This window comes from Apibacter sp. B3935, from assembly GCF_009827705.1.
Lineage (GTDB): Bacteria > Bacteroidota > Bacteroidia > Flavobacteriales > Weeksellaceae > Apibacter.
Genome location: NZ_WINL01000002.1, coordinates 553,955 through 576,428 on the forward strand (window position 1 = coordinate 553,955; position 22,474 = coordinate 576,428).

The window sequence follows — 22,474 nt, forward strand, 5'->3', positions numbered from 1 at the left end:
TTTTAATCGTACTGTCTCTTTCTAAACCAAAGATCATCAAAATTAAATCCAACTTTAAAATTTACGAAGTTCTCTTTGATTAAACCGTTTGATTTTGAACCTCTTTGTCCTAGTTCAATTCCTAAATTTAGCATGGAAGGATCATGTTTACCGGATTTACCCAAAGGCAGGCCTAGACCGGCGGTTACCCCATATTGGTCAATGGTTTTATTGTTCACATTAAGCCCTGTATTTTCATAATACAGCCCATATCGATAAATAATTTTTTCAAAATAAGATCTGAAACCGTTTATATTAGGCAAATACCAGCCTCCTACAGCTACGCGATACTTATTTTTGTAATCAAAATTATCTTCCGGTATCTTTAGTTTAAATTGATCTGTAAATTTAAAATCTGCTCCTAATGACCATTTATGCTCTTTTCCATAGGCTACTCCTATTGAGTATGATGAAGGTAATTTTGCATCATGCGTTCCCTTAACATAGTTTAAGGTATCCATTGAAACTTTTTCATTATTATTGTTATAATAATAGGTTGAATACAAATAATTTACATCAGCATCTATGGTATGCCCTATATTATAAGTTGCTCCAATTTTAAGTAAATGATTATTAGTTAATTTTTTTCGATAGGCTACTCCTAAAGTATAATCGAAAAAACCATATTCTTGCTTATTAAATATACCGGAAATCAAATTAGCATTCTGTAAAGATGTTTCTTGATCTTTTTTCAAATCGCCCCAAACATACCCAATTTTAGCTCCTAAGGAAAATTCATTGGATATATTATATGAATACATACCACTAAAAGCATTAAGTCCTCCCCTTCCCTTAAATAATGATTTTTGATTTACAACATCTGAATTATCTGTATTTATATCATATCCTATGTTGGTGTAGGGTTGTAAATTTACTCCTACTCTGGACTTAGTTCCGATTGGAAAGGCTAATGATAAATTAGCTAAATAAGTAGTAGATCGATCACTGCTTACGTTTGAAGTTTTAGCATTGGTATAATCGGTATTGATCACTATATTATAACTGGTATATCGCAAGTTTCTATTCGCTGCCGGATTTACAAAATTAGCTTCGTTGGTAAAATCTGAAATATATGAGGTTCCCAATCCTCCCATAGAAGAAATTACTATATCGGAATTGGTTTTACTTTCTCCTAAGCCAAATGAAGAATAAGGAGAGGTAGAAGTTTGCTGAGCATAAGCTGCATTCAGAAATATGATAAATGATGATATTATGGAGAAAAATCTAATTTTCATTCAGTGTGTTTTATATACAAAGTACAAATATGTTAATAATGTACCGATTATAAAAATAATTATAAGTAAAAATTCTTAGTCAAATTTTATAGTCTAAAAAAAATTCATTTTTTTTAAAAAAATATTTTGTGATTTAAAAATATGCCCTATATTTGCAATCCCAAACGAGGGTACCTTAGCTCAGTTGGTAGAGCAAAGGACTGAAAATCCTTGTGTCCTTGGTTCGATTCCAAGAGGTACCACTTCAAAAATCCATAATTAATTCAATAAGAAAAGATTGTGGATTTTTTGTTTTTTAATGAGACATATTCCTTAAGAATTTATATAAAAAATTATTGAGAAGTATTTTAACTAAACTAATTAGAAAAATATTTATAAAAAATTACAATTGAACGAATTAAAATGAATTTACGTTCCGTATATAATTAATATTTATAAAAATTTATCTGTAAACGATATTCATCTTTTATTGCTTTGTAACGAAGTTTTGTATTTCTTTGAGATATAGTATACATATAACAAAATTTCTGAATTTGAACTAAATATACAAAAATGTATATTACCACGCTTTTAATTCCCAAATAGGAGAATCTGATTTATAATTTTGAAATGTATATTTTGTATCATTAATTTTAATTACTGTGTCTGAGTAAGATTTATGCCCCTCTGTTAATTTTATTGCGTCTGCATCAGGTTTAAAAACTAACTTCCAAATTGGAAATAAATCTAAGAATTTAGCCTCTATCTTATCAAAAAAATAAAATTCTTCACCTTTAATCTCTAATGATGGGTTTGCTCCTTTAAAATATTTAACAAAAATTACATTTATACATTGTTCACATCTCCTATCTATATATTTTTCTTTATCTTCTGTTTCTGCCGGAATATATCGTAATATGTAATGAGATTTTAGCATTGTATTATTACTAACTTGTAGAAATTTATATTTAGTTTTGGAAGTATTAGCTATGCTGTCGGAAAACTTTTTAACCCCTTCTTTATCTAATTCCCTTAAAGAATTTATGTAATTAATTTGAGATTGGTTTAATTCTGTTTGTGAATATAAAAACGTAGATAAAGAGCAACAAGCAATAAATAGTAATTTTTTCATATAAATAACTTTTCAACAAATATAAACATTTGGACAAAAAAAAATTCATAACTAGTTATAAATTATAATTATAGATAATATATTATTTACATTATAAATTTTAATTTTTTTATATAAAAAAATTTTATAATACAAACTTTTCTTGAACATATAGTTTTTTAACCTAGTAATAAGCTTACATTAATTAATTTGCACAATAACATATTACCTCTATTTCTTAAACATCGAATATTTAATATTTTTTGTTTGATTGTTTAAATCTTGGAATAAAATTAGATTATTAAAAATGTAACACTATTAATTTCTTTTACTTAAATATATCATTTAGAAATTAAAGAAAACATCTTATACATAATAAGCATTTTTTAAATTTAATTTTAATAAATTATGAATAACGTCAGTATTTTCGTGTTTTTAGCAGGAATAGTTATTTTAAATCTAATAGCTTTCTTGCTTGGCAATTTATATTGTTTTGTACCTTCCTGGCTAAACTATACTATGGTTGGTGTTGAATTATTCTGTCTCCTGCTTAGTATTTATGCCCGTATTAAAGATTTTAAAAATATTGATGCTTCTGTAGGAGTTATACTCAATGTTTTTCTAACTATTTTGCTGGTTTGTCATATGATATTATATAAATCATCAAACTAATACCCAAATTGACTTTTTATAAAATAATATAGAAAGCGTATTTTTGCTTTTCTATATATACCCTATGAATTATCTTTCAGTTGAAAACATCAGTAAGTCTTTTGGCATAAGAACTTTATTTTCCAATGTCTCTTTTCATATAAATGAAGGAGATCAAATTGCTTTAGTCGCTAAAAACGGTAGTGGAAAAAGTACCTTATTAAAAATCCTGTCCGGATTAGAATCTGCCGATTCCGGATCGGTTACGCTCAATAAAGACATAAAAGTAGTTATGTTTGAACAATCTGAACTATTTAATGATGATTTGACTGCTGAAGATTATATATTTACCCATTCTAACCCTGTATTGGATATTGTTCATCAATACGATACCATGGTCCAAAATGATCCTTCCAATCCTGAATTATTAGGATTAATAGAAAAAATGGATCAATGGGACGGATGGAAAGTAGAACCTGTAATTCAAGAAATTATCAATAAATTAAAAATTGATTTCCTTGATCAAAAGATAAAAAATTTATCGGGTGGACAACAAAAAAGAATTTCTCTTGCCAAATTCTTGATCGATATAAGCTTTGAAAAAGGCACTGTATTATTAATTCTGGATGAACCAACTAATCATTTAGATATTGAAATGGTAGAATGGTTGGAATTTTTCCTTAACAAAGAAAATAAAACCCTTATTTTAGTTACTCATGATCGATATTTTTTAGATGCTATTTGCACTCGGATCTTAGAAATGGAAGACGGAACCTTATATTCGCATAATGGCGATTATGAGACCTATGTAACCAACAAATCTCTAAGAATTGAAAATCAAATAGCTCAAACCGATAAAGCTAAAAATTTATATCGAAAAGAGCTGGAATGGATGCGCAGGCAGCCTCAGGCTAGAACATCCAAGTCAAAAAGCAGAATTGAAAGTTTTTATAAAACGGAAGAACTTGCTAAAAAAAGTATTTCTGATGCTCAAGTTCAATTGGACATGCAAATGACTCGTTTGGGAAAAAAAATCATTGAATTAGAACATGTTTCCAAACATTTTGGAAATAAAATAATCTTAGACGATTTTTCCCATACTTTTGCCAGAGGATCAAAAATCGGGATCATCGGTAAAAATGGAGTGGGTAAAACAACTTTTTTGAAGATACTTGAAAGAAAGGAAGAATTTGATTCCGGAACTATTGAATGGGGCGAAACTTTACAAATAGGGCATTTTAAACAGGAAGGCCTCGCATACAAAGAAGATCAACGAGTTATTGATTTTGTAAAAGAAATAGCAGATTATTTCCCTCTATCCAATGGAAAACAAATTACTGCCGGTCAATTCTTAGAAATGTTTCTTTTTACACCGGAATCCCAATATACTTATATATCTAAATTAAGCGGCGGAGAGAAAAAGAGATTACAATTGCTATCTATTTTATTTAGCAATCCCAATTTTTTAATACTTGATGAGCCTACAAATGACTTAGATTTACCAACTTTAACTGTTCTTGAAAATTTTTTAAATGAATATCAAGGCTGTGTTTTGATCGTAAGCCATGACCGATACTTTATGGACAAAGTGGTTGATGAATTGATGATTTTTGAAGGCAACGGCAAAATTTCCTGGTTTATAGGTAATTATACAGATTTTTATTTAAAATCAAAGGAAAAAGAAAATGAAATCATCAAAGACGTTTCTAAAAAGGAAATAAAAAATAGTAATCCAACTAACGGGAACAAATCTCCTAAACTTTCTTTCAAGGAAAAAAGAGAATTAGAAATGCTAGAAAAAGAAATTCCTCAATTAGAAGAAGAAAAAAATAAATTAACTGAACAATTATCCTCTTCGAGTTTAAGTTTTGATGAAATACAAGAAATTAGCAATAAGCTGGAAAATCTTATTCAAAGTTTAGATTACAAAGAATCTAGATGGCTGGAACTCAGCGAGCTCAACGCTTAAATTTAAAATTAATAAATTTTATGACATAACATGCCCTAGTCGGGATAATTTTTGATGATTAAGAATTTTTATTCTTCTTCCCTCCACTTCTATAAGCTCATCATTTTTAAATTCAGAAATTAATCGTATCGCACTTTCTGTTGCTGTACCGATTAAATTTGCCATTTCTTCACGAGTAAGAGTAATTTTAATGAAGCCTTCATGATCAACATCAAGTTTTTTCTCTAAAAGAAGTAAAACGGCAGCCAATCTTTCTCTCACCGTATTTTGAGCTAACCAAGTGATGGTTTTTCCTGCTTCTCCTAAGTCTTGGGATATTTTTTTTAATACATCAAAAGAAACTCTGGAACTTATTTCTAACAGTCGATGAAAAATAATTTCAGGGATATATACTGCAGTAATATCTTCAAGAACGGTACAAGAAGCACTAAAACTTTCTCCCCCTAATAAAGATCGGTATCCTACAATTTCTCCTTTTTTTACTAAACGCAGTATTTGATCTTTACCATTATATCCTTTTCTGTTAATTTTACCCGTACCGCTTATAACTCCAAATATTCCGGTAGGTTTATAACCTTCATGTATAATTTCTTGACCTCTTTCAAAACGAATCTCCTTCATTTCTTTATCCAATATGCTATGTTCTTCTTTTGTAAATTGGCTTAAAACATCCTTATTTTTTAATTCTGATATTATTAAATCTACTGAATTTTTAGGCATGATATTACTCATATTTTTAATAATTTACGGACAAAAATAATACTTTAATTTTAAATAAAAGGATATAACTTTGCAGGTTTAGTGATAATACAAATATATGAGTGAGCATTGTTATCATTGCGGACAGATCATTGAGGAAACTCCAATTGATTTTGATAATAAATTATTTTGCTGTAACGGATGTAAATCTGTATACGAAATTTTAAATCAAAATAAATTGGAAAATTACTATAGTTTAAACTCCAAAGCCGGAATAAAACCTGAAAAGGGGCAAAATTATTTTGAATTTTTAGACACCCCTCAAATCTTTGATAAAATTATTGATTATTCGGAAGGGGGATTAACTCTTATAACTTTTAAAATACCCGTTATTCATTGCAGTGCTTGTATTTGGTTATTGGAAAGTTTAAAAAATATTAATACTAATATTACATATTCTACTGTAAATTTTTCTTCTAAAACGGTACAAATTGCCTACAAAAATGAATTCTATAAATTAAGTGAATTAGCTAATTTTCTAACAGATTTAGGCTATAAGCCGGTCATTAATTTTGAAACTACTGAAAAAAAACCTGAAAAAGTAGATCACACCCTACTTGTAAAAATAGGGATAGCCGGATTTGCTTTCGGAAACATTATGCTTTTTGCCTTTCCGGAATTTCTCGAAACTGAAAAAGACCCTTGGCTTCAACAATACAGTTATTTTTTCAGAATCCTTATGTTCCTTTTCTCATTACCCGTAGTTTTTTATTGCGCTTCAGATTATTATAAATCTGCATGGGGAGCTCTAAAACACGGAGTATTAAATATTGATTTGCCCATTGTTATCGGTATATTTGCCTTATTTTTCCGTAGTTGCTTTGAAGCGTATACGGGAATGAGTAACGGTTATTTCGATTCTCTAAGCGGACTTTTATTTTTTATGCTTTTAGGTAAGTATTTTCAGCAAAGAACTTATAAAACTTTAGCTTTTGATAGGGATTACAAATCCTTTTATCCCATAGCCGTAACTAAAATTACTTCCAATAAAACTCATGAAAATGTTCTGATCTCAAATTTAAAAATTGGTGACAGAATACTAATACGCAATCAAGAAATTATTCCTGCCGATTCTATTCTTATTCATGGAGATGCTTTTATTGATAACAGCTTTATTACCGGAGAATCCAAACTAATAGAAAAGAAGACAGGAGAAAAAATATTTGCCGGAGGAAAACAATCCGGCACTACTATAGAACTCGAGATCATTAAAGAAGTTAATCAAAGCTATCTTACCCGACTATGGAATAATGAAGCATTTAAAAAAGATACTTCAACTATTGATTCAATCACCAATAATATAAGTAAATATTTTGTGATGGTAATACTGATCATCACAATTATAAGCGGATTATACTGGTATTTCATTGAAAAAAACACTTCGCAAATGTACCAAGTAATCACGGCTATATTGATTGTTGCCTGTCCTTGTGCATTAGCTCTTTCCGCACCTTTTACCATTGGAAATATCATGAGAATTTTCGGTAAAGAAAAATTTTACGTAAAAGATGCTCTCACAATTGAAAAACTGGCAAAAATAGACCATATAGTTTTTGATAAAACCGGCACTTTGACAATTAATAAAGTCAACAAAATTAGTTATGAAGGAGAAAAACTTACTATTGAAGAGTTAAAAAACTTAAAAGCTATACTTCAAAATTCCAATCATCCTTTAAGCAGATCGCTTTATGAATCTATTTCCATGCCCATTGATCATATACCTATTAAGGACTACGAAGAAATATTAGGTAAAGGAATAAAAGGGTTCATTAAGGGTATAGAATACAAAATAGGCTCATGCGACTTTGTAGGAAATAAAAAAAATATTAATTCTGAAACTTCAGTTTATATTTCCATCAATGGCGTATACAAAGGGTTATATAAAATTAAAAACCAATACAGAAAAGATTTAAAAGAAATTATCAGATCACTTAACCATTATAAAATATCATTATTAAGTGGAGATAATAATTCCGAAAAGCATAATTTAGAAAAAATATTTTCCACAGACACGGTTATTAAATTTAATCAGTCTCCTCAAGATAAGCTCGATTATATTAAAAATTTACAAGATCAAGGGCATACAGTTTTAATGCTTGGCGACGGACTCAATGATGCAGGAGCCTTAAAACAATCTAATGTGGGTATTGCCATATCAGATGATATAAACAGTTTCACTCCTTCGTCAGATGCCATATTAGACGGAAACAATTTTGCTTATCTACCTAAATATTTAAAATTATCAAAAAAAGCCTTAGTTATAGTTTCCATTTGTTTCATTATTAGTTTTTGCTATAATATAATCGGATTAAGTTTTGCTGTTTCTAACAGGCTTTCCCCCTTAGTAGCAGCCATACTTATGCCTGTAAGTTCCATTTCAGTAGTACTTTTCACCACCGTGGTAAGTAAAGTTATTGGATATGAAACATTTAAAAAAAGATAAGGTAATTTTTTTATTTGAAAATCCATTAAATAACTCGATTTATACCTCAATTTAGAAATATTCTAAATTAAAGATGCAATGTAAAAATATGTTACAAATCATTATCATTCATATCAAATAAAATGTATTTTTGTTCAGTCAGTATGGAAATATTATATTTAATGATATTATGCAGTGTTTCATTAGCTGTTATATTTTTGATCCTTTTTATCTATGGAATCAAGAAAGGACAATTTGATGATGATGAATCACCTGCGGTAAGAATTTTATTTGATTCCAATGATGGCAATTCAAAAGAATCCAAAAACGATAAGAAAGAAAAATAATAAAGTAACTACATAACACCAATGGAAACACAAAAATTTTCATATGATAATAAAATTACAAAAGCGTTTGCCTATGCCACTATACTTTGGGGTATTGTTGGTTTTATAGTCGGACTTACTGTAGCCTCATTATTATTCATACCGACATTACCTGAATTTTTCTTTGGTACTGAAGGAGCCGATTTAGCCAGATCTCAAGGCTTTTTGGGATATGGAAGATTGAGAATGCTTCACACCAGTGCCGTTATTTATGCGTTTGTAGGTAATGGATTTTTTACAGGGTTTTATTATGCTACCCAGCGATTATTAAAATCTCGAACCAATGATCTGTTAAGTTGGATTCATTTTTGGGGATGGCAATTAATTATCGTTTCTGTAGTAATTACCTTCTTAATGGGAATCAATACATCCAAAGAATATGCAGAGCATGAATGGCCGATTGATATTATGGTAGCCATAATCTGGATATTATTCGGATTGAACATGTTTATCACCATTGCCAAAAGAAGAATCAGTCATATGTATGTTGCCATTTGGTTTTTTATAGCTACTTGGGGTGGAATTACCCTGTTGTGGGTATTTAATAACTTGGCAATCCCGTTAGATTCAAATATTTTACGAGCAAAAAGTTACTCTATATATTCAGGAGTTCAAGATGCCATGGTACAATGGTGGTTCGGCCACAATGCAGTAGCATTCTTCTTGACTACTCCTATCTTAGGATTAATGTATTATTATTTACCTAAAGCTGCCAATAGACCGGTTTTTTCTTACAAATTATCTATTATACACTTTTGGTCCTTAATATTTGTCTACATGTGGGCCGGTCCTCACCACCTACTATATACCTCTTTACCTGCATGGGCACAAATGCTGGGAACCGCATTTTCCATCATGTTAATAGCACCTTCTTGGGGAGGTATGCTTAACGGGTTATTAACCTTACGAGGTGCATGGGACAAAGTACGAGAAGATCCTATTCTTAAAATGTTTGTTGTGGCAGTTACTTGCTACGGTATGGCTACTTTTGAAGGTCCTTTATTGGCTACTAAAACATTAAACAAAATCGGACATTTTACCGATTGGGTTATAGGACACGTGCATTTAGGAGCTTTAGGATGGAACGGTTTCATCATTTTTGGAGTTATTTATTATATCATTCCAAGAATATTTAAAACCAATCTATATTCTGTAAAATTAGCCAACTGGCATTTTTGGTTAGGAACTATGGGAATCATCTTATATGTTATCCCTATGTACATGAGTGGTTTTACTCAAGGCTTAATGTGGAAACAATTTAATCCGGATGGAACTCTTGTTACAAAGAATTTCCTTGAAACCGTTACATCGCTAAGATATTTCTTTATATTTAGATTTATTGGAGGGGTACTTTATCTTTCAGGAGCTATATTATTAGTTATAAACATTATTGCAACTGTTAGAAAAGGTACATTTGAAGCTAACGAAGAGGCAGAAGCCCCTGCTTTACATGTTTCTCCGGCAAAAGGCCCGAATGAAAAAACGCATTCCTGGTTAGAAAGAATGCCTCTATTCTTCTCTGTTTTAGCAATAATTGCTTTGGCAGTTGGGGGAGCCGTGGAAATTTTACCAACCATATTCGTTAAATCCAATATACCTCAAATAACAAGTGTAAAACCCTATACCCCTTTAGAATTGGAAGGAAGAGACTTATACATCCGTGAGGGTTGTAATGCCTGTCATTCCCAAATGATACGTCCTTTTAGAGATGAAGTAGTTCGATACGGAGAATATTCTAAAGCAGGAGAGTACGTATACGATAGACCTTTCCTTTGGGGATCTAAAAGAACCGGACCTGATTTACACAGAGAAGGAGGAAAAAATCCGGATTCATGGCATTTTACTCACTTATTCGACCCTAGAGAAACTTCTCCAGGATCCATTATGCCCAGATATCCGTGGTTAATTTATAACGAATTAAATGTCTCCAAAACTAAAGAAAAGTTAGAATTAATGAAAAATTGGTTCAATGTTCCCTACGAACAAAAGGATATTGACAATTATAAATCTAATATGGAGGCTCAAGCAAAAGAAATTGCAGCCAGTATATTTACAGACAGACCCGACTATAAGGCTGGTTTTGATGCCTCTGCAAAGGCTGAGGGTGCTAACTTTGTTCCATTGGAAAAAAGGGAAATTGTAGCTATAATTGCTTATTTACAAAGACTTGGTGTTGATATCAAAAAAACACAGTTAGAAACGGCAAATAATTAGAAAAATGCTCAAATTTTATAATAAAATAATTGCAGGAGTAGATAATGCCATAATTTATCAAAGCTTAGCTCTTCTGCTTTTTGTCTTATTTTTTCTTGGAGTAACTTTTATGGTAATGAACAAACCAAAAAATTACTATAATTATATGAGCAATCTACCCTTAGAAGATAATGAAAAAAGAACTAATAATATAAATACTAAATGATCATATGAAACCTAGAACACCCTTTGTCATAAATGCTATCTTATCGGTATTTTTAATTACCGGTGCATTTTACATGTTCTTGCAAAACTTTGATTTCATCACAAATCCTATATTTTTAGCCACTATTGCCATTTCATTTGTGTTATTACTTATTAACAATTCTTTAAATGCTTTAATAGATGCTGAAAAATTTAAGTTACTTTCTGAAAGTGAAAAAAAGGACTATTTAGAACTTTTAAAAACCCCTTATTTAACTCGACTTTGGAGAGACGCATTCAAACAAAGCAAAGCAGAAGAAACCGGTGAGATTAAATTAATAGATCATGGGTATGACAATATAAAAGAATTGGATAATCAATTGCCTAGATGGTATATAGGTTTATTTGCCGTAACTATTACTTACGGTGTTGTATATCTTTTTTCCTATGCATTTACAAGTTTTGCGCATCCGGATGTTGAATATGAAGAAGAATATAAAACTCAGATGGCTGAAATTGCCGAATATGAAAAGATAGCTCCTCAAGCCACTATAGAAACTGCTCAATTTAATCCGGATGCAGTAGCAGATGGAAAGGTAATTTATGAACAAATTTGTAAAACTTGTCATGGCGAGGGAGCTAAAGGACTTTCCGGACCTAACCAAACGGATGATTATTGGATTAATATTCAAGAAGAATACAATAACGCAAAAGAAGACTCTGAATTTAAAAATATTTTTTATACAGTATGGAACGGTAGTAAAAATAATCCTACCATGAGAGCGTTCGGAGCGACCGGAGAAATAAAAGGAAATGATATTGTTAAAGTGGCAAGTTACTTGTACCAACTTAATAAAAATTCTCCTAAAGATTCTGAAGGCCGTTCAGTTGATAAAACTGCCAAAGAACCACAGGGTAATTTAGCCCCTTGGTCCAAAGCATATAAAGGGGGATCCGGTACAGCTGCAACACCAACTGAAACACCCCCCCCGGCTGCAACTACGCAAAACTCATCAAACTCAGAGAAGTAAAATAAAAATTATATAAAAGTCTGTTTAGTTTCAATTGAAGATTAACAGACTTTTGTTTTTAAATATAATTTTACTCTTTTTTATAAATGTATAATTTAAAGAAATAAAGTATAATTATAGATATCAAACTTAATAATTAACTAATAAACAAAACACCATGTCTCAGGAAACGGAGGATAAAAAAATTCCTGACCTTGAACTACAAAAGGAAGAATTCAGAGAGAACCTTGCTACTGCAGACGTATCAGGAGAAAGAAAATGGGTTTATGTCCGAAAGCCTCATGGCAAATTCACAAAATACAGAGATATAGTCAGTGCATTCCTTCTCATCATTTTGTTTATATTCCCATTTGTTAAAATCAATGGAAATCCTATTTTCCTATTTGATATATTAAACAGGCAATTCTATATATTCGGAGCTTATTTTTCCCCATCCGATTTTTATCTTTTTGGTATAGGTTTAGTGACAACTACGGTTTTCATCATTGTATTTACCGTGACATATGGGAGAATTTTTTGCGGTTGGATATGTCCACAAACTATATTTATGGAACATGTTTTCAGGAAAATTGAATTTCTTATCGATGGAGACAGAAATATGCAAATTCGCCTCGACAAACAAGAATGGAACGGCCAAAAAATTAAAAAGAGAATATTAAAATGGTCCATCTTTTTAATTGTTTCTTTACTAATATGTGCTGTATTATTTTCCTACGTTTTAGGCACCGATGAGATACTAAAAATTTTTAAAGAAGGTATTTCAAAAAATGTCACCGTATTTATAGTATATATCATATTTACCACTTTATTTTATTTTGTATTCGCTTGGTTCAGAGAACAAGCCTGTACTTTTGTTTGTCCATACGGAAGACTTCAAGGGGTACTAATTGATAAAGACACGATAAATATTGCTTATGATTTCGTGAGAGGAGAAGGTACTGCCGGGAGAGCAAGTTGGAGGAAAAATGAAGACAGAAAAGCTTTAGGAAAAGGAGATTGTATAGATTGTAAACAATGTGTTGAAGTTTGTCCAACGGGTATTGATATAAGAAACGGAAGTCAATTAGAGTGCGTAAACTGTACTGCTTGTATTGATGCTTGTGATATGGTAATGACCCGAATGAAAATGCCTACAGGTCTAATTAGGTACGCTTCGGAAAATATGATTGAAAAAAGAACGGATTTCAAATTTACTCCGAGACTAATTGCCTACACTATTGCTTTATTGGTTTTGACATCGGTTTGTATATCATTATTGTTCATTAGATCAAGTGTAGAAACCAAATTTTTAAAGATTGTAGGTACTCAGTTTACTATTGAAGAACAATTTATTGTTGATGAATATCAATTTATTTTTACTAATAAAACTACAGAAAAGAAAAAACTAAACGTAAAAATAATCAAACCCAATCATGCTAGGATAACTTTAGTAGGATATGGTACACAATTTATCATCCAACCAAAACAAACTCTCAAAGGTACAGCCACTATTAAAATTCCTCAGTCTGATTTAATTAAAACCAAAGAAGAAGTAATTATTGGTATCTTTGACGAAAATGGTAAAAAAGTAGATGAGTATAAAACTAATTTTATTGGTCCGTCTAAAATCCGATTTTAATTATGAAATTTAAATTTACTTGGGGGCACGGGGTTATTTTAGCACTTGCCTGCTTTATTATATTTATTTGTACATTGATATTCACCATAGAATTTTCAAAGAATACTTTTGACCTGGTAACAGATAATTATTATGAAGAAGAAATAAATTATCAAAAAGAGATTGATGCTACTAACCATGCTGCTTTATTACAAGAAAAACCTAAAATTGAAATAATACCTGAATCCGGCATTAAAATAATCTTTCCAAAAGAATTTAATTATACTAATACCACCGGAAAATTTAAACTTTTCAGAGCCAATTCTCAAGCTTTAGATATTAACAAGAAAGAACTTGATTTATCTCCTACTAATACCATTTTAATACCGGCTAAAGTTTTAGTAAAAGGAAATTATACATTAAAATTATATTGGGAAAAAGAAAAAACTAACTATCAGATGGAAATACCGTTAACATGGAATTAGATATTGTTTACTTATATACAGCACTTAGTTTAGGATTATTGGGGGGATTTCATTGCATAGGCATGTGCGGTCCGATCGCTTTTTCCATCGGGTTGGATGCAACTAATAAATTTAAATTCTATACACAGAATATTTTATATCAATTGGGAAGAATAACCACTTATTCTTTATTAGGAGGCATTTTAGGAATTGTGGGTAAAAGCTTTAATATAGCCGGATATCAAAAATACATATCTATCTTTGCCGGTATTTTATTAATTCTTATGGTATTATTGCCGGGAAAAACCACTGAAATAGGAGATAATTTCAGACCGATAAATAAGTTCATGATTAAAATTAAACTATTTTTAGGTAGATTTCTTCAAAGGAAAGACAATACTTCCCGATATCTTACCGGAGTACTTAATGGATTTCTTCCTTGTGGAGCAGTTTATGTGGCTTTAACCTCTTCGATTGCTGCCGGTGGAATTATTCAAGGTATGCTATTTATGGCCGTTTTTGGATTAGGGACATTTCCTTTCATGTTCATAACAACATTAACCGGTAAATTTATTGGAGCTAAAGTTAGATTTAAGATTCTAAAAATATTTCCCTACTTTATAGTTTTAATAGGCATTTTATTCATACTAAGAGGGTTGGGTTTGGGCATTCATCTATTATCTCCCTCAGATAAAGCTTTAAAATTGGAACAAAGATCACATGCGAAAAGTTGTTGCCATTAAAACGGTTTCCTTTAAAAATAATCTTTCTTTTTTTAAAAATAAAAAAATAGTAACTTCGCACCATTATGGGGATGATTTCGAATATTGGAGCATATTCTTTCTTAATGGCAAGGGTTTTTAAAAAACCTCAAAAAAGAAAAATTTTCAGAAAAAATTTACTTAGAGAAATAAATGATTTAGGAGTTAATTCCGTGGGTTTGGTTGCTTTCACCTCTTTTTTTGTGGGTGCTGTCGTTGCCATTCAAATGTATAATAATTTCAAGACATCATCTTTCCCTATTCCTGATTATTATGTGGGATATGCAACCAAAGTGGTTCTTATACTGGAATTTTGCCCTACAATAATTAGTGTTGTATTAGCCGGAAAAGTGGGTTCCTTTATTGCATCGAGCATCGGTACTATGAGAGTAACCGAGCAAATTGATGCTTTGGAAATCATGGGGGTAAACAGCCCATCCTATCTAATTCTTCCAAAAGTGGTTGCTTCTTTATTTTTTAATGTAATCTTAATCATGATTAGCCTTTTGATGGGCATTATGGGAGGTTATTTTGCGGGAAGTTTTTCAGGAAGCTGGGCACCGGTAGATTATGTTCAAGGACTTCAAATGGCCTCACCTGATTTCTTTATTTACTATTGTTTTATAAAAACTATCGTATTTGCCTTTATCATAGCAACAGTACCTTCTTATTATGGTTATACCGTAAAAGGTGGTTCATTGGAAGTTGGGCGTAATAGTACTTCAGCTGTTGTATGGACAACAGTCCTTATCATCATCACAAATTTAATGTTAACTCAACTTTTACTAGATTAAACAATGATTTCAGCAATAAACGTTACTAAATCATTTGATGGAGTAGAAGTCCTTAAAGGGATTACTACTACTTTTAAAAAAGGAAAAACAAATTTAATTATCGGACAAAGTGGTTCCGGAAAAACTGTTTTTCTTAAATGTCTTCTTGGCTTATTTGAACCTACTTCCGGACAAATTCTATACGAAAATACAGATGCATCCAAATTATCTGTATCTGAAAGGCAAAATTTACGAAGCGAAATAGGAACCGTGTTTCAAGGAAGTGCCCTGTTTGATTCCATGACGGTTGAACAAAATGTAAAATTTCCTCTTGAAATGTTTGCAAATATATCTGAAAAAGATATGAGGGAACGGGTAGATCAAGTATTAGAACGAGTAAATCTAACAAATGCGCGTAAGAAATTTCCATCTGAAATTTCCGGAGGAATGCAAAAAAGAGTAGCTATTGCACGTGCTATTGTTAATAATCCAAAATATTTATTTTGCGATGAGCCAAATTCAGGTTTAGACCCTCAGACTTCTCAAATAATAGATAAACTTATTCATGAAATAACCCGTGAATACGACACAACTACTATTATAAATACGCACGATATGAATTCTGTTCTTGAAATAGGTGAAAATATAGTTTACCTAAAAAACGGAGTTAAAGAATGGGAAGGAGATAAAAACTCTATCGTAACTTCTGATAATCAAGCTTTATTAGATTTCGTATTCTCTTCAAAAATATTTAAAATGGCTCGTGAAGCCATGCTATATCATCAAAATAATAAAAAGTAAGAAACTAAGAAATATTATTCTTTTGAAGATTTCTTACTTTCTTCCAATTTTTTAATATTTTCTAAATAATCCTTAATTTTTTGGTCATTATTTCGGGGACATACTAATAGTGCTTCTGAAGTATCCACTATTATAAAATCTGTTAGTCCATCAATAATATATATTTTATTCGATAGGTCTGTTTTTATGATGGTATTACTGGTATCGTATGTATAAATATTGTTGCCGTGTACTGCATTCCCTTCTTCGTTTTTATTAAAGTTCTCATATAATGCACTCCATGTACCTAAATCACTCCATCCGAAAGTAGAAGGAATTACCCAAACATTATCAGATTTCTCTAAAATGCCATAATCAATTGAAATTTTTTCAATTTTAGAATAAATTTTTTCTACAGCCTCCGGTTCTTTATCTGTATTATATTCTGGGATTATAGATTCAAAAGATCGATACATATCCGGAAGATATTTTTGATAAGAACTTAGAATACTTCGGCTTGACCAGATAAAAATGCCTGAATTCCATAAAAAATTCTTACTTTTTAAGAACTCTTTAGCCGTTTCAAGATTCGGTTTTTCTTTAAAGGATTTCACTTGGTAAAGTCCCTCTTTGGCTTCTTTAACGTACTCAATATATCCGTATCCGGTGTCTGGTCTTGTAGGAGCAATTCCTAAAGTTACCAATATATTATCTTGACTAGCGTGTTTTAAAGCGTTTAATACATTAATAACAAATTGATTTTCATTGATAATTAAGTGATCTGAAGGAGCAACGATAATACTTGCATCCGGATTTAATTTATGGATTTTTTCTGCCATATAAATGTTACAGGCAGCTGTATTCATCATTTTGGGTTCGCCAATAATTTGGTTTTTTGAAATATCGGGTAATTGACTCAATGTAAGATCAACGTATTCTTGGTTGGTGATAACAAAAATATTTTCTTTTGAGATAATCTTACTTAATCTTTCAAATGTTTGCTGAATTAACGTTTTCCCTGTACCTAAAATATCATGAAACTGCTTTGGGAATTTTGTGGTACTTATTGGCCAAAAACGACTACCTATACCCCCGGCCATAATTACACAATAATAATTCTTATTCTTTGTCATAAAACATTTATTTCAGTAACCGGAGCATTCTCCGCAATCAAATATCTTTTACCTGTATTTTTTTCAATGCAAATATAGCGAGTTTTTGATTTCTTTAATTTATAAAAAAATTTATTATTAATTTTAAATAAAGCATTTACATGTAAATCTTTCAATAACAACGCATTCGGATCTTGCTTTCTTATAAAATATTCAGATAATTTTTTATCTGCATAAAAACTTGCTTTGGGATTCAGCATAAAAACTTTCAATATCACTTTTAATTCTTCTTCATATACATCAATACTTTCAGAAATCATTTCAGAAAATGTTTTTTTCCACTCTTTACCATGAGGTTGAATTCTTCTGGAATACAAATCAAAAGCTCTTAAATGCGCTATTTCATGGGTTAAAGTTAAAAAACATAACGATTTCAACATACCCGAATTTACTGTTATTATATGAGGATTACCTTCTTGTGGAACTCTATAATCTCCTAATTTAGTTGATCGTGGTTTTTTTATAACCAAATGAAACCAATATGGTTCCAACCATTTTTCAATATAAGCTATTGCTTCCTTAGGGATATGAGGATTTAATTTTGAATAATCTACTTTTTTAGATGTTTCCACTATATTTTTAAATATTTCTGTAAATTTTCTTCAAAAGTAAGCCTTTTATATTAAATAATGGAATATAACGACTAGATACCTTTCTCAAGAAAGGTAATTGTAAAAAATATTTTTAAGACTTATAACTTTAAAAATATCTATCTTTGTGAATTAGATTAATATCAAAATATGGAAACATGCAGTTCTTGTAGTTCGGGAGAACTACCTAAAGGATGTAAAAATAATGGAGCTTGTGGAACTGGAAATTGCAACAGTAAACTTTCTGTATTCAATTGGTTATCCGACATACACCCCCCTACTCAAAAAAATCAACCCCAATATATTGAAGTACGATTTAAAGACGATAGAAAAGATTTTTACCTAAATGATTCTCATTTACCTCTATCAATTGGTGACATAGTTGCTGTGGAAGCTAATTCAGGACATGATGTAGGGATTGTATCTTTAACCGGAGAGTTAGTCAAAATCCAAATGAGGAAAAAAAAGGCTAAAATTGATGAACTGTTTAAAGTTTATAGGAAAGCATCTCAAAAAGATATTGAAATTTGGCAAAACTATAAAAACAAAGAGCACTCGGTTATGCTTGATGCGAGACAAATTGCCAGGAGTTTGGGACTTCAAATGAAAATTTGTGATGTAGAATTCCAAGGGGATGGGTCAAAAGTTACCTTATATTATACGGCAGAAGGCAGAGTAGATTTTAGACAGTTGATAAAGGAATATGCTATGGCCTTTCGCTCAAAAATTGATATGCGGCAAATTGGTTACAGGCAGGAAAGTGCCAAAGTGGGAGGAATTGGATCCTGTGGGCGAGAGTTATGTTGCTCTACTTGGCTGACAGATTTCAGATCTGTTAACACTGCGGCGGCAAGATATCAACAATTATCCATCAATCCGCAAAAATTAGCCGGACAATGTGGTAAATTGAAATGTTGTCTTAATTTTGAGTTAGATACCTATGTGGATGCCTTAGCTGATTTTCCTTCCAGCCAAACTGTATTAGAAACTGAAAAGGGAAAAGCATATTGCATTAAAGTGGATGTATTTAGAAATCAAATGTGGTTTACTTATACTGATAATTCTATTTCTTGGTATCCTGTAAATATTTATGAAGTTAAAAAATTAGTTGAACTTAATAAAAAAGGGGTAACTATTAAACCATTAGATGAACTTCAGGAAAAAGAAGATTTAAAAGTTGATTTAATTGAAGAAAATAATTTGAATCGATTTGAAAAAAGATCGAAATCAAATACTAAACGGAAATCCAAAAATAAAAATCAACAGCGAACCAATTCAAAAAATACAACTGAAAAGCCTAAACCAAAAGCTAAAGCTAATACTAACGTTCAATCAAATTCTAATCAACCCAAAAAAAGAATTCCTAAAAAACCTAAATAATTTTTTAGAACAATTTTAAATGAAAAAATTTCTTTTTATATCTCTTTGCTCAACGCTTCTTTTCATAAATTGTAATCATAAGTATGAATACTCACAAATGAAAAGCATCAATAATTCTTGGAGTAAAAAAGATACTTTAAATTTTAATTTTACCGTTAAAAATGCTTCCGACAAAAAAAATATAAACTTTATAGTAAGGAATAATGAGGATTATCAGTTTAGTAATCTCTATTTATTTATTAAATTAAAAGAAGGAAAAAAAGTTATTAGTACCGATACCTTAAATTATATATTAGCTGATAAAACAGGAAAGTGGCTTGGTTCGGGCATGGGATCCATTAAAGAAATTTATTTTCAATATAAAAAAGATTTCTCATTTACTAAAAACGGGGACTATACTCTTTCCGTTGTTCAAGGAATGAGGAAAGACACTTTAAAAGGCATTGTAGACTTTGGAGTAACTATTGAATAAACTTACCATAGAATATATATTATGGCATTAACAAATAAAAATAAGAATAAGACCAATACTATAAATAAAATAAATAAATCTAATTCCACTAAAAAATTTATAAGAAAATTTTTTATATGGTTTTGGGGATTATTTTTTGCCGGAATTTTATCATTTGCTTTGCTTTTTTTATTAACAATTTATGGCTTTTTTGGAGAAATGCCCAATGTTAGAGATTTGGAAAATCCGGATATATTTGTTGCTTCTGAAATTATATCTACAGATGGTGTTGTAATTCAAAAGTTTGAAAAAGAAAAAAGAATCCCGGTAGAATATCAAGATTTACCTCCATACCTTATTTATGCTTTAATGTCTAAGGAAGATGAACGTTTTCCTTACCATTCAGGGGTTGATAAAAAAGCTTTATTCAGGGCTGTTTTTTATGGTGGAAAAAGAGGGGGTGGTAGTACTATAACCCAACAGTTAGCTAAACTTCTTTTTACGCAAAAAGATGATGACGAGGGTAACTTTTCTTACAAAGGGGTATCGCAAAATAAATTTCAACGAGCTTTCCAAAAAATAAAGGAAATTATAATCGCGGTTCAACTCGAAAAATTATATACTAAAGATGAAATCTTAACTCTTTACTTAAATAAATTCGATTTTTTATTTAATGCTAATGGTATTGCAACCGCATCCAAGGTATATTTTAATAAAAATGTTAAAGATTTGGATCTATCACAAAGTGCCACATTGGTTGCTATGTTAGAAAATCCGGTAGTAAACAATCCTAAAATTAATCCTGAAAATGCTAAAAAAAGAAGAAATGTTGTCTTGGGCTTGATGAAGGACCAAGGTTACATTACTGAAGCAGAATTCAATTCGATTAAAGAAACTCCTATTGAGCTTAACTACAGACCGGTAAAAGAAATTGGCGAAGGATATTCCGCTTATTTTAAACATGCATTAAAAAAAGAAGTTAATGCTGTTTTAAATGATTATGAAAACCAAACAGGAAAAAAATATAATCTTTATAAAGATGGACTAAAAATATATGTAACTCTAGATTCTAGAATGCAAAAATATGCTGAAGAAGCGATTGAAAAGCATTTAAAAAATCTTCAAAAATCTTTTTTCAGAGAACAAAAACAAAGGAAATATGCTCCTTTTTACACTTATCCCGGAGATCCAAAAATTGATTTTTTATACAATAAACTCATGACAGATGCCATGAAAAGAACCGGAAGGTATAAAAACCTGAAAAATAAGGGATTATCTGATGAGGAAATTTTAACGGAATTCAAAAAACCAATCAACTTACAAATCTTCACTTGGAAAGGCGATAAAGATACTTTATTATCTCCCTGGGATTCTATAAGATATCATAAACATATTATTCAAGCCGGACTAATGGCAATGGAGCCTCATTCGGGAAATATAAAGGCATGGGTCGGAGGTATCAATTGGAAACATTTTCAATACGATCATGTTAAACAAGCACGTAGACAGGTAGGTTCCACATTCAAACCTTTTGTATATGCCACAGCCATTAAAAACCTAAATTACACCCCTTGTACACAAGTTTCAAATGCAACTTATACCAAAGGTAAATGGACTGTTGCCGGAAATGGCGCTTCTATGCCTTTAAAAACAGCACTTGCCTATTCCAAAAATGCGGTAACAGCAAGGTTAATTGATGCTACCGGATATGATGCAGTTATAAAAATGGCCAGAGATTTAGGAGTTGAAAGTCCTATTCCCAGAAACAATACTATTGCCTTAGGTTCTGCAGACTTAACCATTTATGAAATGGTTGGAGCCTATAGCACTTTTGCAAATTTTGGGAATTATACCAAACCTGAAATGGTTTGGCGTATTGAAGACAGCAACAATAAAGTAATTAAAGAATATCAACCACAGGTAAGAGAAGTTATGAATGAAATATACGCTTACACTATGATTGAATTAATGAAAGGGGTTATTGACCAAGGTACAGGTCGAAGAGTCAGGAGTATGGGTATTGATGCTGAAATTGCAGGTAAAACAGGAACTACCAATAAAAATGCCGACGGATGGTTTATAGGAATTGCTCCTAAATTAGCTACCGGCATATGGGTTGGATGGGAAGACAGATATGCGCATTTTGAGTCAACTTCCATTGGTCAAGGAGCAAGTATGGCTTTACCTATTTGGGCCTATTTTATGCAAAAAATATATGCTGATCCTAAATTGGAAATAACCCAAAAAGATAAATTTGCCAGACCGGAAACTATGAATGACAATTTTAGTTGTGATGATTTGGCTTCTTACGGTGCTTACGACGGAAGTTATTCTTCAGATGAGAACGGAGGGTATTATAATAATTCATCGAACGAAAACCATGGTTATAATAAAACGGAAAATATAAATCGAGATAACAGAAAAAAAGATACGGTGAATTTTGATAAATAAATAATAAAAAAGTTAATTCACTCTTTATTTTACATTAAAAATAAGTTGATAAACTTTATTATTATAAAGAGCATTT

Annotated in this window: 19 protein-coding genes and 1 tRNA gene; 15 read left to right on the forward strand and 5 right to left on the reverse strand. The window is 30.9% G+C overall.

Annotation, left to right across the window (positions count from 1 at the left end; genetic code table 11):
• Positions 1-2 precede the first annotated feature (2 nt).
• Positions 3-1,274 carry an OmpP1/FadL family transporter gene (locus GFV00_RS05355; RefSeq protein WP_105296778.1) on the reverse strand — a complete coding sequence of 424 codons (1,272 nt, stop codon included), beginning with the start codon at positions 1,272-1,274 and terminating at the stop codon, positions 3-5.
• A gap of 169 nt (positions 1,275-1,443) precedes the next feature.
• Between GFV00_RS05355 and GFV00_RS05360 the strand changes: the two genes are divergently transcribed.
• Positions 1,444-1,516 (forward strand) — tRNA-Phe (locus GFV00_RS05360).
• 317 nt (positions 1,517-1,833) lie between these two features.
• Here the strand turns inward: GFV00_RS05360 and GFV00_RS05365 are convergent.
• Positions 1,834-2,385, reverse strand: a complete 552-nt coding sequence (locus GFV00_RS05365; protein ID WP_160556934.1) for a hypothetical protein — start codon at positions 2,383-2,385, stop codon at positions 1,834-1,836.
• A gap of 387 nt (positions 2,386-2,772) precedes the next feature.
• Here GFV00_RS05365 and GFV00_RS05370 point away from each other — a divergent pair, with 387 nt between their 5' ends.
• Both GFV00_RS05370 and GFV00_RS05375 read left to right on the forward strand, forming a co-directional pair.
• Complete coding sequence (locus tag GFV00_RS05370; RefSeq protein ID WP_146105549.1) at positions 2,773-3,036, forward strand: hypothetical protein; 264 nt, start codon at positions 2,773-2,775, stop codon at positions 3,034-3,036.
• Positions 3,037-3,100: 64 nt separating this feature from the next.
• Positions 3,101-4,984, forward strand: a complete 1,884-nt coding sequence (locus GFV00_RS05375) for an ABC-F family ATP-binding cassette domain-containing protein (RefSeq protein WP_160556933.1) — start codon at positions 3,101-3,103, stop codon at positions 4,982-4,984.
• Positions 4,985-5,002: 18 nt separating this feature from the next.
• On the opposite strand, the gene GFV00_RS05380 is transcribed toward GFV00_RS05375, so the two are convergent.
• Complete coding sequence (locus tag GFV00_RS05380; RefSeq protein WP_255448154.1) at positions 5,003-5,716, reverse strand: Crp/Fnr family transcriptional regulator; 714 nt, start codon at positions 5,714-5,716, stop codon at positions 5,003-5,005.
• Positions 5,717-5,801: 85 nt separating this feature from the next.
• Between GFV00_RS05380 and GFV00_RS05385 the strand changes: the two genes are divergently transcribed.
• From GFV00_RS05385 to GFV00_RS05430, 9 genes are all read left to right on the forward strand, one after another.
• On the forward strand, positions 5,802-8,186 hold the full coding sequence (locus GFV00_RS05385; RefSeq protein ID WP_160556932.1) for a heavy metal translocating P-type ATPase metal-binding domain-containing protein: 2,385 nt from the start codon (positions 5,802-5,804) through the stop codon (positions 8,184-8,186).
• A 143-nt stretch (positions 8,187-8,329) separates the two neighbouring features.
• Entirely contained in the window at positions 8,330-8,512 is a 183-nt protein-coding gene (ccoS, locus tag GFV00_RS05390; protein ID WP_105296782.1) for a cbb3-type cytochrome oxidase assembly protein CcoS, read from the forward strand.
• A gap of 21 nt (positions 8,513-8,533) precedes the next feature.
• Positions 8,534-10,765, forward strand: a complete 2,232-nt coding sequence (gene ccoN, locus GFV00_RS05395) for a cytochrome-c oxidase, cbb3-type subunit I (RefSeq protein WP_160556931.1) — start codon at positions 8,534-8,536, stop codon at positions 10,763-10,765.
• A 209-nt stretch (positions 10,766-10,974) separates the two neighbouring features.
• Positions 10,975-11,979, forward strand: a complete 1,005-nt coding sequence (locus GFV00_RS05405; protein WP_160556930.1) for a cbb3-type cytochrome c oxidase N-terminal domain-containing protein — start codon at positions 10,975-10,977, stop codon at positions 11,977-11,979.
• 157 nt (positions 11,980-12,136) lie between these two features.
• A complete protein-coding gene (gene ccoG, locus GFV00_RS05410) occupies positions 12,137-13,597 on the forward strand; it encodes a cytochrome c oxidase accessory protein CcoG (RefSeq protein WP_160556929.1) in 1,461 nt (486 codons plus the stop codon).
• Between the two features lie 2 nt (positions 13,598-13,599).
• On the forward strand, positions 13,600-14,061 hold the full coding sequence (locus GFV00_RS05415; protein WP_160556928.1) for a FixH family protein: 462 nt from the start codon (positions 13,600-13,602) through the stop codon (positions 14,059-14,061).
• Complete coding sequence (locus GFV00_RS05420; protein ID WP_105296788.1) at positions 14,052-14,783, forward strand: sulfite exporter TauE/SafE family protein; 732 nt, start codon at positions 14,052-14,054, stop codon at positions 14,781-14,783. Before GFV00_RS05415 ends, GFV00_RS05420 begins: the two co-directional genes overlap by 10 nt.
• 65 nt (positions 14,784-14,848) lie before the next feature.
• Positions 14,849-15,595 carry an ABC transporter permease gene (locus GFV00_RS05425; RefSeq protein ID WP_185149986.1) on the forward strand — a complete coding sequence of 249 codons (747 nt, stop codon included), beginning with the start codon at positions 14,849-14,851 and terminating at the stop codon, positions 15,593-15,595.
• A 3-nt stretch (positions 15,596-15,598) separates the two neighbouring features.
• Complete coding sequence (locus GFV00_RS05430; protein ID WP_105296789.1) at positions 15,599-16,375, forward strand: ABC transporter ATP-binding protein; 777 nt, start codon at positions 15,599-15,601, stop codon at positions 16,373-16,375.
• 14 nt (positions 16,376-16,389) lie between these two features.
• Here the strand turns inward: GFV00_RS05430 and GFV00_RS05435 are convergent, their stop codons facing one another.
• Together GFV00_RS05435 and GFV00_RS05440 are read right to left on the reverse strand one after the other, a co-directional pair.
• The gene (locus tag GFV00_RS05435) at positions 16,390-17,487 is read right to left on the reverse strand and encodes a mannose-1-phosphate guanylyltransferase (RefSeq protein ID WP_160556926.1); all 1,098 of its coding nucleotides are present in this window, start codon (positions 17,485-17,487) and stop codon (positions 16,390-16,392) included.
• Positions 17,484-18,098 (reverse strand): SprT-like domain-containing protein, encoded by a 615-nt coding sequence (locus tag GFV00_RS05440; protein WP_160556925.1) that lies wholly within the window; start codon positions 18,096-18,098, stop codon positions 17,484-17,486. The genes GFV00_RS05435 and GFV00_RS05440 overlap by 4 nt, the downstream gene beginning before the upstream one ends.
• Before the next feature lie 168 nt (positions 18,099-18,266).
• Between GFV00_RS05440 and GFV00_RS05445 the strand changes: the two genes are divergently transcribed.
• Genes GFV00_RS05445 through GFV00_RS05455 form a run of 3 tightly spaced genes read left to right on the forward strand, consistent with a single transcriptional unit; the run spans position 18,267 to position 22,398 of the window.
• Complete coding sequence (locus GFV00_RS05445) at positions 18,267-19,496, forward strand: regulatory iron-sulfur-containing complex subunit RicT (protein WP_160556924.1); 1,230 nt, start codon at positions 18,267-18,269, stop codon at positions 19,494-19,496.
• Positions 19,497-19,515: 19 nt separating this feature from the next.
• Positions 19,516-19,968 carry a gliding motility lipoprotein GldH gene (locus tag GFV00_RS05450; RefSeq protein ID WP_160556923.1) on the forward strand — a complete coding sequence of 151 codons (453 nt, stop codon included), beginning with the start codon at positions 19,516-19,518 and terminating at the stop codon, positions 19,966-19,968.
• Positions 19,969-19,989: 21 nt separating this feature from the next.
• Positions 19,990-22,398: a penicillin-binding protein 1A gene (locus GFV00_RS05455; RefSeq protein WP_160556922.1), complete on the forward strand. Its 2,409-nt coding sequence runs from the start codon at positions 19,990-19,992 to the stop codon at positions 22,396-22,398.
• Positions 22,399-22,474: the final 76 nt, after the last annotated feature.

What these genes read in the sequence shown, in the direction of transcription:
- GFV00_RS05355 (WP_105296778.1), bottom strand. Translation starts at nt 1,274, where the DNA reads ATGAAAATTAGATTTTTCTCCATAATATCATCATTTATCATATTTCTG.
- GFV00_RS05365 (WP_160556934.1), bottom strand. Translation starts at nt 2,385, where the DNA reads ATGAAAAAATTACTATTTATTGCTTGTTGCTCTTTATCTACGTTTTTA.
- GFV00_RS05370 (WP_146105549.1), top strand. Translation starts at nt 2,773, where the DNA reads ATGAATAACGTCAGTATTTTCGTGTTTTTAGCAGGAATAGTTATTTTA.
- GFV00_RS05375 (WP_160556933.1), top strand. Translation starts at nt 3,101, where the DNA reads ATGAATTATCTTTCAGTTGAAAACATCAGTAAGTCTTTTGGCATAAGA.
- GFV00_RS05380 (WP_255448154.1), bottom strand. Translation starts at nt 5,716, where the DNA reads ATGAGTAATATCATGCCTAAAAATTCAGTAGATTTAATAATATCAGAA.
- GFV00_RS05385 (WP_160556932.1), top strand. Translation starts at nt 5,802, where the DNA reads ATGAGTGAGCATTGTTATCATTGCGGACAGATCATTGAGGAAACTCCA.
- ccoS (WP_105296782.1), top strand. Translation starts at nt 8,330, where the DNA reads ATGGAAATATTATATTTAATGATATTATGCAGTGTTTCATTAGCTGTT.
- ccoN (WP_160556931.1), top strand. Translation starts at nt 8,534, where the DNA reads ATGGAAACACAAAAATTTTCATATGATAATAAAATTACAAAAGCGTTT.
- GFV00_RS05405 (WP_160556930.1), top strand. Translation starts at nt 10,975, where the DNA reads ATGAAACCTAGAACACCCTTTGTCATAAATGCTATCTTATCGGTATTT.
- ccoG (WP_160556929.1), top strand. Translation starts at nt 12,137, where the DNA reads ATGTCTCAGGAAACGGAGGATAAAAAAATTCCTGACCTTGAACTACAA.
- GFV00_RS05415 (WP_160556928.1), top strand. Translation starts at nt 13,600, where the DNA reads ATGAAATTTAAATTTACTTGGGGGCACGGGGTTATTTTAGCACTTGCC.
- GFV00_RS05420 (WP_105296788.1), top strand. Translation starts at nt 14,052, where the DNA reads ATGGAATTAGATATTGTTTACTTATATACAGCACTTAGTTTAGGATTA.
- GFV00_RS05425 (WP_185149986.1), top strand. Translation starts at nt 14,849, where the DNA reads ATGGGGATGATTTCGAATATTGGAGCATATTCTTTCTTAATGGCAAGG.
- GFV00_RS05430 (WP_105296789.1), top strand. Translation starts at nt 15,599, where the DNA reads ATGATTTCAGCAATAAACGTTACTAAATCATTTGATGGAGTAGAAGTC.
- GFV00_RS05435 (WP_160556926.1), bottom strand. Translation starts at nt 17,487, where the DNA reads ATGACAAAGAATAAGAATTATTATTGTGTAATTATGGCCGGGGGTATA.
- GFV00_RS05445 (WP_160556924.1), top strand. Translation starts at nt 18,267, where the DNA reads ATGGAAACATGCAGTTCTTGTAGTTCGGGAGAACTACCTAAAGGATGT.
- GFV00_RS05450 (WP_160556923.1), top strand. Translation starts at nt 19,516, where the DNA reads ATGAAAAAATTTCTTTTTATATCTCTTTGCTCAACGCTTCTTTTCATA.
- GFV00_RS05455 (WP_160556922.1), top strand. Translation starts at nt 19,990, where the DNA reads ATGGCATTAACAAATAAAAATAAGAATAAGACCAATACTATAAATAAA.